Annotated in this window: 10 protein-coding genes; 7 read left to right on the top strand and 3 right to left on the bottom strand. The window is 63.5% G+C overall.

The genetic code is table 11. From position 1 onward, the window contains the following. Window positions 1-21: 21 nt before the first annotated feature. Window positions 22-1,278, bottom strand: coding sequence for a ubiquinone biosynthesis hydroxylase (locus NKI32_RS27310; RefSeq protein ID WP_353004508.1), 1,257 nt, complete (start codon window positions 1,276-1,278; stop codon window positions 22-24). A gap of 112 nt (window positions 1,279-1,390) precedes the next feature. Here NKI32_RS27310 and tesB point away from each other — a divergent pair, with 112 nt between their 5' ends. From tesB to xth, 6 genes are all read left to right on the top strand, one after another. Next, complete coding sequence (gene tesB / locus NKI32_RS27315) at window positions 1,391-2,266, top strand: acyl-CoA thioesterase II (RefSeq protein WP_023687727.1); 876 nt, start codon at window positions 1,391-1,393, stop codon at window positions 2,264-2,266. A gap of 218 nt (window positions 2,267-2,484) precedes the next feature. Further along, on the top strand, window positions 2,485-2,823 hold the full coding sequence (locus NKI32_RS27320; protein WP_023670499.1) for a P-II family nitrogen regulator: 339 nt from the start codon (window positions 2,485-2,487) through the stop codon (window positions 2,821-2,823). Window positions 2,824-2,836: 13 nt separating this feature from the next. After that, window positions 2,837-4,285 (top strand): ammonium transporter, encoded by a 1,449-nt coding sequence (locus NKI32_RS27325; RefSeq protein WP_373420142.1) that lies wholly within the window; start codon window positions 2,837-2,839, stop codon window positions 4,283-4,285. Window positions 4,286-4,630: 345 nt separating this feature from the next. Continuing rightward, the gene (locus tag NKI32_RS27330; RefSeq protein ID WP_353004511.1) at window positions 4,631-7,300 is read left to right on the top strand and encodes a DNA translocase FtsK; all 2,670 of its coding nucleotides are present in this window, start codon (window positions 4,631-4,633) and stop codon (window positions 7,298-7,300) included. Between the two features lie 138 nt (window positions 7,301-7,438). Beyond that, window positions 7,439-8,119 (top strand): outer-membrane lipoprotein carrier protein LolA, encoded by a 681-nt coding sequence (locus NKI32_RS27335; protein ID WP_023670496.1) that lies wholly within the window; start codon window positions 7,439-7,441, stop codon window positions 8,117-8,119. A 198-nt stretch (window positions 8,120-8,317) separates the two neighbouring features. Then, entirely contained in the window at window positions 8,318-9,124 is an 807-nt protein-coding gene (gene xth, locus NKI32_RS27340) for an exodeoxyribonuclease III (RefSeq protein ID WP_353004513.1), read from the top strand. Window positions 9,125-9,279: 155 nt separating this feature from the next. Here the strand turns inward: xth and NKI32_RS27345 are convergent, their stop codons facing one another. Together NKI32_RS27345 and NKI32_RS27350 are read right to left on the bottom strand one after the other, a co-directional pair. Continuing rightward, window positions 9,280-9,735: a cyclic nucleotide-binding domain-containing protein gene (locus NKI32_RS27345; RefSeq protein ID WP_023670494.1), complete on the bottom strand. Its 456-nt coding sequence runs from the start codon at window positions 9,733-9,735 to the stop codon at window positions 9,280-9,282. Between the two features lie 177 nt (window positions 9,736-9,912). Continuing rightward, a complete protein-coding gene (locus tag NKI32_RS27350; protein ID WP_023670493.1) occupies window positions 9,913-10,596 on the bottom strand; it encodes a response regulator transcription factor in 684 nt (227 codons plus the stop codon). Between the two features lie 144 nt (window positions 10,597-10,740). Between NKI32_RS27350 and NKI32_RS27355 the strand changes: the two genes are divergently transcribed. Continuing rightward, window positions 10,741-11,277, top strand: a complete 537-nt coding sequence (locus NKI32_RS27355) for a L,D-transpeptidase family protein (RefSeq protein WP_196815082.1) — start codon at window positions 10,741-10,743, stop codon at window positions 11,275-11,277. The last annotated feature ends 115 nt before the right edge of the window (window positions 11,278-11,392 follow it).

The raw sequence follows: 11,392 nt of genomic DNA on the forward strand, positions 1-11,392 counted from the left end.
AAAGCGGCACTCATTCCCGGCCTAAATCGCCTCACCCTTGAGCAGCCGTGGTGTGCCGTTGGACAACCCCGACGCCTGGCAGATGAAGAACTCCTTCAGCCTGGGCATCCGTTCGACAAGGCCGAGGCCTATGTCGCGGAGCTGGCGCAGCGGGCCGATGTCGTTGGAAAACAGCCGGTTCAGCACATCTGTGGTGACGCCCATCTGCACCGTGTCGAAGCGGCGCCATTGCTGGTAGCGCTCGAGCACGTCGAGCGCGCCGATATCCTGTCCCAAGCGATCGGCCTCGACCACCACTTCAGCAAGGGCCGCCACATCCTTGAAGCCGAGATTGAGGCCCTGGCCGGCGATCGGGTGGATGCCGTGCGCGGCGTCGCCGGCAAGCGCGATGCGCGGGGCGACAAAGGCGCGCGCGATGGTCAGGCCGAGCGGCCAGGCGCGCGGCTTGTCGGTGACGCGGATTTCGCCGAGCTTCAGGCCGAAGCGCAATTCAAGCTCCTGCTCGAAGACGAGGTCGTCGCCCGAGACCAGCTTTTCGGCATCCTCGGAACGTTCGACCCAGACCAGCGACGAACGGTTGGTGCCGTCCTCGGTCGGCTTGAGCGGCAGCGTTGCAAACGGGCCGGCCGGCAGAAAATGCTCTTCGGCGCGGCCATTGTGCGGGCGCTCATGCGCCACCGTGCAGACGATGCCGGACTGGCCATATTCCCATTTCACCGTCTTGATGCCGGCCATGTCGCGCAATTTGGAATTGACGCCGTCGGCGGCGACCAGCAGCCGCGCCTCAATCGCCGCGCCGTCGGCCAGATGCACGGTGATGCCGGCGCCATTGCCGTCGAACGATGCGACCGCGACACCTTCGATGATGTCGATGCCGAGCTTTTGCGCGCGGCGGCGCAAGGCGCTGTTCAGGTCCTTGTTGGCGACCATGTGGGCGAACGGTTCGCCCGGCGCGACCTCGCCATCGAAGGTGAGAAACACCGGACGCACCGGATCGGCGGTGCGCGAATCGGTGACGATCATCTCGGTGATCGCCTGCGATTGCCCGACGATTTCCTGCCAGACGCCGAGCTGGTCGAGCATGCGGCAGGCGGCGGCGGCGATCGCCGAGGCGCGGCGGTCCTTCTGCCAGACGCCGGCGGGGGCAGCATCAACGACCGCCACGGCGAGGCCCGGCCGCGCCTGTTTCAGCGACACGGCGGCGGCGAGGCCGACATAGCCGGCGCCAGCGACCAGCACGTCGAGCGGGGTTTTTGCGTCCGGGTTGCGGTTCGCCATGTCAATTCCTTTCGAAGTCTCGACCATTCCCGCCCATTGGGGCATTCCGGCCTTGACTGCCCGCCATTCCTGTCGGAAACCGCCATAGCATCTTACGGCGAGGTCACGAAGCATGACGGCGGCCATGGACGAGCTTCTCAGCATTCTCGACCTCGAGCAGCTGGAACACAATCTGTACCGTGGTCGCAGCCCCAAGCTCGACTGGCAGCGCGTTTTCGGCGGCCAGACCATCGCCCAGGCGCTGGTCGCCGCGCAGCGCACCGTCGAGCCCGAGCGCCACGTGCATTCGCTGCACGGCTATTTCATGCGGCCCGGCGACACCAAGGTGCCGATCGTCTACGAGGTCGACCGCATCCGCGATGGCGGCTCCTTCACCACGCGGCGCGTGGTGGCGATCCAGCACGGCCAGGCGATCTTTTCGCTGGAAGCCTCGTTCCAGCAGGACGAGGTTGGCCTTGAGCATCAGCTGCCGATGCCGCGCGACGTGCCGCCGCCCGACAGCCTGTTGTCGCAGCGCGAATTGCTGGGCAAGTTCGGCGAGGCGGTGCCGGACGGCATCAAGCGCTACTGGGAGCGTGACCGGCCGATCGAGATGAAGCCGGTGATGCTGAAGCATTACACCAGCCGCGAAAAGCTGGAGCCGCAGCAGAACATCTGGATCCGCACCACCGGCCCGGTGCCGGCCGACCGCGGCATCCAGGCGGCGGTGCTTGCCTACCTTTCCGACATGACGCTGCTCGACACCTCGACCTTTGCGCACGGCCGCGCCATTTTCGACCGCGACATCCAGGCGGCGAGCCTCGACCATGCGATGTGGTTCCATCGCAGCCATCCGCTCGATGATTGGATCCTGTACACGCAGGACAGCCCCTCGACGCAGGGGTCGCGCGGCTTCACCCGCGGCTCGCTGTTTGCCCGCGACGGCACGCTGATCGCCTCGGTTGCCCAGGAAGGCCTGATCCGGCTGAAGCGGCCGCCTGCGGAATAGGCATTTTCGAAAAATTGCCTACTTTTTAATCAGTGACTGTCCGTTGACAGTGCGCACCGTGGAGCCGGGACTCGAGCGATCCGTTTGTTTACAATGAGTTAACACCCTGCTTCGGCAACTGGCACGGAGCTTGAATCCTGTTGGGCACTCTCCGGGCTTTTTGGGATCGGTGAAGGTGTGCAAACGCGGGGGACCGCAACAGCAAAGGGTGAAACCTTATGAAAATCGTGATGGCAATCATCAAGCCGTTCAAGCTCGACGAGGTGCGCGAAGCGCTCACCGCCGTCGGCATCCAGGGCCTGACCGTCACCGAAGTCAAAGGCTACGGGCGTCAGAAGGGACACACGGAAATCTATCGCGGGGCGGAATACGCGGTCAGTTTCCTGCCGAAAATCAAGATCGAAGTCGCGGTTAGCACAGACCTGGTCGACAAGGCCGTCGAAGCCATCACGGCGGCGGCCAAGACCGGCCAGATCGGCGACGGCAAGATCTTCGTCTTCGGCATCGATCAGGCGGTGCGCATCCGTACCGGCGAAACAGACACCGACGCACTTTGAGCGGCGAACACGTATTCCAATGGAGAGTTCAATGAATATACCTTCCACCTTGAAGTCAGTGGCGCGCTCCGCGCTGCTGGGCTCCTTAGCGCTCGGAGCATTGGGCACGGTTGCTGCCTTCGCGCAGGAGGCGGCTCCCGCCGTCGCGGCGGCAGCGCCAGCAGCGCCGGCTTTTACCGTCGACAAGGGCGACACCACGTGGATGATGATTTCCACCGTGCTGGTGCTGTTGATGACCATTCCCGGCCTTGCGCTTTTCTACGGCGGCCTGGTTCGTACCAAGAACATGCTGTCAGTGCTGATGCAGGTCTTCACCATCACCAGCGTGGTCATGATCATCTGGGTCTTCTACGGCTACAGCCTCGCCTTCACCCCGGGCAACGCCTTCGTCGGCGGCCTTTCGAAGATGTTTCTCTCCGGCGTCAACGTATCGACGCTTTCGGAAACCTTCAGCAAGGGCGTCGCCATTCCTGAACTGGTGTTCGTCGTCTTCCAGATGACCTTCGCCTGCATCACGCCCGCCCTGATCGTCGGCGCATTCGCCGAACGCGTCAAATTCTCCGCCTTGATCCTTTTCGTTATCCTATGGGTGACGTTAATCTACTTCCCGATCGCGCACATGGTCTGGTTCTGGGGCGGCCCGAGCGCCTATGCCGACCCGTCCGGCCTGATCTTCAGCTTCGGCGCCATCGACTTCGCCGGCGGCACGGTCGTTCACATCAATGCGGGCATTGCCGGTCTCGTCGGCGCGCTGATGATCGGCAAGCGCATCGGCTACAAGAAGGACATCATGGCGCCGCACTCGATGACGCTGACCATGGTCGGCGCTTCATTGCTGTGGGTCGGCTGGTTCGGCTTCAACGCCGGTTCGAACCTCGAAGCGAACGCCTATGCGGTGCTGGCGATGATCAACACCTTCGTCGCCACGGCGGCGGCGGCAGTGGCCTGGATCGTGCTTGAATCGCTGCTGCGCGGCAAAGCCTCCATGCTCGGCGCTGTTTCGGGCGCGGTCACCGGCCTCGTCGCGATTACGCCGGCTGCAGGTTTTGCCGGCCCGATGGGCGCTATCGTGCTTGGCATCGTCGCCACCTTCGTCTGCTACTTCTTCGTCTCGGTGGTGAAGAACACGTTCGACTATGATGACAGCCTCGATGTCTTCGGCGTCCACTGCGTCGGTGGCATCATCGGTGCGCTCGGCACTGGCATTCTGGTCAATCCCGCCCTCGGCGGCGCCGGCATCGTCGACTATTCGACGGCCGACTTCGCCGCCGGCTATGCCGGCACGGCCACGCAGCTCCTGGCACAGGGCAAAGGCGTCCTGGTAACCCTGCTGTGGTCGGGCATCGGCAGCGCAATCCTCTACAAGGTCGTCGACTTGATCATCGGTCTGCGTCCGACAGCCGACGCCGAGCGCGAAGGCCTCGACCTGACTTCGCATGGCGAAGCGGCCTACCACTCGTAAGCCTTGCGGGGCGGCCTCGGCCGCCCCGCATTCTCCCATCCCGTCGTGACGCTCCCGAAAGGAGTTCACGCTTTGAGGCCCGGGTCATTCCGGGCCTCTCTTTTTGGCAACCGTGCTGGCCGGCCTCGGTCCCTGCGCAATCACGTTCTAGTGATGGCCGCCGGCGGGGAGACGTCGACCGGATTGGTTCCGAACCGGTGAGACTGCCTACAGTGGAGTGAGCAAGATCGTGGCTCTGGGTGCGTATAGTTAATGCGGCCTTAACCTTCCCCCCGATAGTCTGACATCCGAATCTGCCGGAGTGCGTCATGCGCCCGGCCAGCCATGACAGACGGGGAACGAAGCATGCGTTCAGGGGCTTTAGCACCGCTCGCGCTGACCGATACGGGGCACGGCATCCAGGCATTCGCGCGGCGCCAGGTCGGGCGGCTGGTCGGCGCCGGCCTGTTTGCGCTGGTCGCCTTTGGCGTCGCGGCGCTGGCGACCTGGAACGTCGCCGATCCCAGCTTCTCGCACGCCACCGACAACATCGTCACCAACGCCATGGGCTATGCGGGCGCGGTATTCTCCGACCTCGCCATGCAGTTCTTCGGCCTTGCCGCGGTTGCCGCCCTGGTGCCGGCGGTGATCTGGGGCTTTCTTCTGTTTTCGGCGCGCGGCGTCGATAGGCTGCCGAAGCGCGGCCTTGCCTGGTTCGGCTTCGCGCTGCTCGCGGCGGCGATGGCCGGCTGCGTGGTGCCGCCCAAGACGTGGCCGTTGCCGACCGGCCTCGGTGGCGTGTTCGGCGACATGGTGCTCAATATTCCGGGCCTGGTCATTGGCGGCTACCCGACCGGCATTGTTGCCAGCATCATTGCCATGGTGCTCATTGCGCCGGCGCTGTGGCTGTTTGCCTATGGCTCGGCGCTGATTGCGCGCAAGAACGGCTTTGCCGTCATGGAGCGCACCGCGGAGCCCGATCCCCGAGAGGACGACCTGCTCTTCGACGAAGACGAGGACGAGGGCGACGAGGGGATACTGGCGCTCGGCGCCGTTACCCACTGGTGGCTGTCTTTCCGCGCCTGGATGCATCGCCGGGCTGTGCGCCGCCAGCAGGAGCGCGACGAGTTCGAGCCGGAGATGGAGCAGCGCTCCACCGCATGGCGCCGCGCCGCCGAACGGGTCGAATCGGCGGAATTCGCCGAAGCGCGGATGAGCCCGGATGGCCGCGCCCGCGTCGAGCCGGAGTTCTTCGCCGCCATGGTCAATGACCGCAGCGTTTCCGTCGATCCGGACGATGACGACGTCCTCGATGCCGGTTTCGACAATGGCGACGAGGAGGTCGAACTCGACGACGAGCCGGTCCAGCGCCGTGCCGCGACGAACGCCAAGGTGCAGAACTTCCGCTCCGATGCAGCGACCCGCGTCGCCGCACCTGCGCCGCGTCCCGCTCCGGGCGCGCGCGTCCAGCGCGAGGCGCAGACCTCGCTGATTGGCTCGGAAACATTCGAAATGCCGTCGCTGCATTTCCTGTCGGAGCCGAAGAACGTGGTGCGCGACGCCAGCCTGTCCAAGGACGCGCTGGAGCAGAATGCGCGCCTGCTCGAAGGCGTTCTGGAGGATTTCGGCGTCAAGGGCGAGATCATCGCGGTGCGGCCCGGCCCCGTCGTCACGCTCTATGAGCTGGAGCCGGCGCCCGGCATCAAATCGTCGCGCGTCATCGGCCTGTCCGACGACATCGCCCGCTCGATGAGCGCGATTGCCTGCCGCGTCGCCGTGGTGCCCGGCCGCAACGCCATCGGCATCGAATTGCCGAATGCCAAGCGCGAGACCGTCTATCTCCGGGAGATCCTGGCCAGCCGCGATTTCGAGACGACCAAGTCCAAGCTGGCGCTGGCGCTGGGCAAGACCATCAATGGTGAGGCGGTGATCGTCGACATCGCCAAGATGCCGCATGTGCTGGTCGCCGGCACCACCGGCTCCGGCAAGTCCGTCGCCATCAACACCATGATCCTGTCGCTGCTCTACAAGCTGACGCCGCAGGACTGCCGGCTGATCATGATCGACCCGAAGATGCTCGAACTCTCCGTCTATGACGGCATCCCGCACCTGCTGACCCCGGTGGTCACCGACCCGAAGAAGGCCGTGGTGGCGTTGAAGTGGACGGTGCGCGAGATGGAGGACCGCTACCGCAAGATGTCCAAGGTCGGCGTGCGCAACATCGACGGCTTCAACGCGCGCGTGCAGTTGGCTGAAAAGAAGGGCGAAAAAATCTCGCGCACCGTGCAGACCGGCTTCGACCGCCAGACCGGCGAGGCGATCTACGAGACCGAGAACCTCGATCTTGAGCCGATGCCCTACATCGTCGTCATCATCGACGAGATGGCCGATTTGATGATGGTAGCCGGCAAGGACATCGAAGGCGCGGTGCAGCGCCTGGCACAGATGGCGCGCGCGGCCGGCATCCATGTAATCATGGCGACGCAGCGTCCGTCGGTCGACGTCATCACCGGCACCATCAAGGCCAATTTCCCGACCCGTATCTCCTTTCAGGTGACGTCGAAGATCGACAGCCGCACCATTCTGGGCGAGCAGGGCGCCGAGCAGCTGCTCGGCATGGGCGACATGCTGTACATGGCCGGCGGCGGCCGCATCCAGCGCGTGCACGGCCCGTTCGTCGCCGACGACGAGGTCGAGAAGATCGTCGCCCATCTGAAGCTGCAGGGCGTGCCCGAATATCTCGACGCCATCACCGAGGATGACGGCGAGGACGATGACGAGCCGTCGGGCAAGGGCGGCGCTGGTGGTGGCGGCAACAGCAATTTCGAGGATTCCGACGATCCCTACGACCAGGCGGTCTCGGTCGTGCTGCGCGACGGCAAGGCGTCGACCAGCTATATCCAGCGCCGGCTCGGCATCGGCTACAACCGCGCCGCCTCGATCATCGAGAAGATGGAGAAGGAAGGCATTGTCGGCCCGGCCAACCATGCCGGCAAACGCGAAATCCTGGTGCCGACCGAGGACGACAAGTTCTGATCAGCCGATACGGCCCGGCGGCAACCTTGAACCTTTTGGCGCGTTACAGCGACTGAGCGCTGTCCGGCCCGCCAAACTTAAGTCTAACTGGGGGTCCACGGACTGCAACGAGACACACACCACACGAGAGTGACCGGCATGAAAAACGATCTTTCCGCGATCAGCGATTTCGCTCCAAACCGTCGCCAGTTGCTCGGCCTTGGCCTGATGCTTGCCGGCGCCGCGGCCATCAACGTCGTGCCGGGGTTCCAGCTCCTGGCCTCGGCGCAGGCGGCAGTGCCGCCGACGGCGCAAAAGATCGCCGACCATTTCTCCTCGGTCAAATCGATGAGCGGCGAGTTCGTCCAGTTCGGCCCCAACAACCAGCAGACCGGCGGCAAGTTCTTCCTTGAGCGGCCAGGCAAGATTCGCTTCAACTATGACGGCAAGTCGAATTTCCGGGTGATTTCCGACGGCAAGTCGGTGGTCATCCTCAACAAGCGGCTGAAAACGTCCGATCTCTATCCGTTGTCGAAGACGCCGCTGAAGCTGTTGCTCGACACCAAGATCGACCTCTCGGGGGGCCGCGTGAAATCGATCAAGGAAGAGAGCGACCTCACCACCATCCAGCTTGCCGACAAGTCGGTGTTCGGCAATTCGAAGATCACCATGATGTTCGATCCGAAATCCTATGATCTGCGCCAGTGGACCATCACCGACGCGCAGGGCAAGGACACCACGGTGATGATCTACAACACCAAGGAAGGCGTCAGCTTCCCTGCGGACACCTTTGCCATCGACTATGCGGCGAACCGCGAGCTGAACACCAACCAGCGCTAGATGCGGTGAGGCCGGCCTGCCAATGGCGATCTCCTGCGCTTCCGGTGCTCACGTGGTTTAAGTACGCTCCGCTCCGGTTCTCGGAGACCACCATTTTCGACTCGGCCTGACCTGAATCAGGGCCGCCGCCCGCAAAGGCTGGCTTGTGTTTGTGGCGCTCGGCTGGCAGTAGATCGGCGACCTTGTTCGGACCGCCGCATGCCCTTCTCCATCGCCACCTGGAACATCAACTCCGTGCGCCTGCGCATGCCGATCGTCGAGCGGCTGCTGACGGAGCAGGCGCCCGATGTGCTTTGCCTGCAGGAGACGAAGGTTCCCGACGAGCTGTTTCCGGAAAAGGCGTTCCGCAAGGCCGGCTACGAGCACATCGCATTCCATGGCCAGAAGGGCTATCACGGCGTTGCGACGGTGGCGCGGCGGCCGATCGAGATTGTCGAGAAACGGCGCTTCTGCGAGATCGATGACAGCCGGCATCTGTCGGTCAAGGTGCAGGCCGGCGGCAAGGCAATCCTGGTCCACAATTTCTACGTGCCGGCCGGCGGCGACGAGCCCGATCCGGAGATCAACCGCAAGTTCCGCCACAAGCTCGATTTCGTTGCCGAGATGAACGCCATCCGCGCCGCGCATGACGAGGTGTCGGCCTCGATCCTGGTCGGCGACCTCAACATCGCTCCGCAGGAGCACGATGTCTGGTCGCACAAGCAATTGCTCAACGTCGTCAGCCACACGCCGGTCGAGACGCAAAATTTCGACGCGATGCGGATCGCCGGCGACTGGGTCGACCTGATGCGGCTCGACGTGCCGCCAGAGCAGAAGCTCTACACCTGGTGGAGCTATCGCGCGCGGGACTGGGAAGCCTCGAACCGCGGCCGCCGGCTCGACCATGTCTGGTCGTCACCGAACCTGGTGCCGAGCTTTGCCGGCTATGGGATCCTGCGAGAGGCGCGTGGCTGGGAGCGGCCCTCGGACCATGTGCCGGTGATTGCGCGGTTCGACCTGGATTAGGCGTGCCGATATTCAGGTGAGGCCGGCCTGCAAATGGCCGATACCTGCGCTTCCGGTGCGTACTTTGAATACGCTCCGGTTCTCGGTATCAGCCATTTTCGACTCGGCCTGACCTGAATCTCGACACACCCAAGCGTGAGCGCGGTCGCGGGGACCTACCCGCCAAACCTTGGCGCCAGCTTCTCGATGCGGGCGATCATGGCTTGGAAATCATCGAGGATGCGCTGGTGCAGTTTCACCGCCACCTCGGGATATTCCTCCAGGATGCGGCGAAACATCTTGCGGCTCAACCTTATCACTTCCGAATCGGTCTCGGCTGAGGCGCTGGTCAGCCGTCTTGAGTCGGCGATCAGCGCCAGTTCGCTGAGGATCGTGCCGGGGCCGGCGGTGCCGATCGGGATGCGGTCGCCGTCATGCTCGCGGTAGAGCACGATGCGGCCACTGACCACGATATAGGCTGAGTCGGCTTCGTCATCCTCGCGGTACAGCTTGCGGTCGGCCTGCAGATGGGTGGCTTCGGCGCCGAAGGCGAGCAGGCGCAGCTGTTCCTGCGTGAAACCCTCAAAGAGCTTCACGGCGGACAGGATGCGGATGTCGTCATCCAGCGCCATCTCTAGCTGCGTCCCCGAACGGTCAGTCCAATCCCTCCTTTAGAGCGCCGCGTGTCCAATTGGACGCGCAAAGGACGCTCTAACACTTCAATCTGCGCAGCGGGCCGATCCAGGCTCCCCCAGCCGGATCCTCCCCGAAACAGTCCCGCCCCGACCGCTTATTGAACAATGAAAAGTTTAAGGAACCAGCTTGTAGCCGCCGCTTTCTGTCACAAGAATTTCAGCATTGGAAGGATCGCGCTCGATCTTCTGGCGCAGCCGGTAGACGTGAGTTTCCAGCGTGTGCGTGGTGACGCCGGAATTGTAGCCCCACACTTCCTCGAGCAGGACGTCGCGCGTCACCACCTTCTGGTCGGCTCGATAGAGATATTTGATGATCGAGGCTTCCTTCTCGGTCAGCCGCACCTTGCCGCCGCGCTGGTCGATCAGAAGCTTCTGGCTGGGCTTGAACGTGTAGGGCCCGACCGAAAAGGTGGCGTCCTCGCTCTGCTCGTGCTGGCGCAGTTGTGCGCGTATGCGGGCGAGCAGCACGGCGAAGCGGAACGGCTTTGTGACATAGTCGTTGGCGCCGGCCTCGAGGCCCAGAATTGTGTCGGAATCGGTATCGTGGCCGGTCAGCATGATGATCGGCGCCTTGTAGCCGCCCTTGCGCAGGATCTTCACCGCCTCGCGGCCATCCATGTCGGGCAGCCCGACATCCATGATGAGCAGGTCGATGAGCCCGCCGCGCGCCGCGGCGACGCCTTTGGCGGCGGTCGCTTCCTGCAAGACGTCGAATTCTTCGTAAAGGGCCAGTTGCTCGACGAGGGTTCCGCGCAGGTCGTCATCATCGTCAACGATCAGAATGGTACGTGATGTCATGGATCAATCCATTGTTTTGAAAAGAATTTTCAGTTGACCGCCCCCCATTTATGCGGAAGCTGACCGGCGCAACAGTCCGACACAGTGATTTGTTCCGTGACACGATCATACAAGAAAAAACGCGATCGCAATGCAGCCGGCGCAATTTTGCCGAAAAGGCTGCGTGTGCTGGTGGTTCGGGCGAGGCCGGGCAACCCCAGCCAGGGGATATTGCAGGCCGGCAGCAAGGTGTTTGCCTGTGCGCTCGGACGCGGCGGCATCTCGGCCAACAAGCGCGAAGGCGACGGTGCGACGCCGCTTGGCGAGATGCGGATTTTGTCAGGATATTTTCGGGGCGATCATTTCGCGGCCGGCCGCAAAACCCGGCTGGCGATGGCGCCGATCGGCGCCGATCTCGGCTGGTGCGAGGTGCCGGACGACCGCAACTACAACCGGCCGGTGAAAATCCCTTATGGCGCCAGCCATGAGCGAATGCGGCGCGACGACCGCCTCTATGACGCCTGCCTTGTGCTGGACTGGAACATGGCGCCGCGCCGGCGCGGCCGCGGCAGCGCCATCTTCTTCCATCTGGCGCGCCCAGGCTTCACACCGACGCAAGGCTGCGTGGCGGTGACAGCGCGGACAATGGCGCGGCTGTTGCCGCTGGTGTCGGACCGGACGGTGGTGAGGGTGGTGAGGTAGGGAGTAGGGAGTAGGGAGTAGGGAGTAGGGAGTATGGACTATGGACAAGGGAGTCCGCAGTAATGAGTAGGATGTATGAGATATGAGATAAAATTAAGGAGATAGTGTGTTTTGT

It is taken from the genome of Mesorhizobium sp. M0761 (genome assembly GCF_040320205.1).
GTDB lineage: Bacteria > Pseudomonadota > Alphaproteobacteria > Rhizobiales > Rhizobiaceae > Mesorhizobium.

Bases quoted from the DNA above. Each gene is read 5' to 3' on its own strand.
- NKI32_RS27335 (WP_023670496.1), top strand. From the start codon at position 7,439: ATGAAAAACGATCTTTCCGCGATCAGCGATTTCGCTCCAAACCGTCGC.
- NKI32_RS27350 (WP_023670493.1), bottom strand. From the start codon at position 10,596: ATGACATCACGTACCATTCTGATCGTTGACGATGATGACGACCTGCGC.
- tesB (WP_023687727.1), top strand. From the start codon at position 1,391: ATGACGGCGGCCATGGACGAGCTTCTCAGCATTCTCGACCTCGAGCAG.
- NKI32_RS27345 (WP_023670494.1), bottom strand. From the start codon at position 9,735: ATGGCGCTGGATGACGACATCCGCATCCTGTCCGCCGTGAAGCTCTTT.
- NKI32_RS27310 (WP_353004508.1), bottom strand. From the start codon at position 1,278: ATGGCGAACCGCAACCCGGACGCAAAAACCCCGCTCGACGTGCTGGTC.
- NKI32_RS27320 (WP_023670499.1), top strand. From the start codon at position 2,485: ATGAAAATCGTGATGGCAATCATCAAGCCGTTCAAGCTCGACGAGGTG.
- NKI32_RS27330 (WP_353004511.1), top strand. From the start codon at position 4,631: ATGCGTTCAGGGGCTTTAGCACCGCTCGCGCTGACCGATACGGGGCAC.
- xth (WP_353004513.1), top strand. From the start codon at position 8,318: ATGCCCTTCTCCATCGCCACCTGGAACATCAACTCCGTGCGCCTGCGC.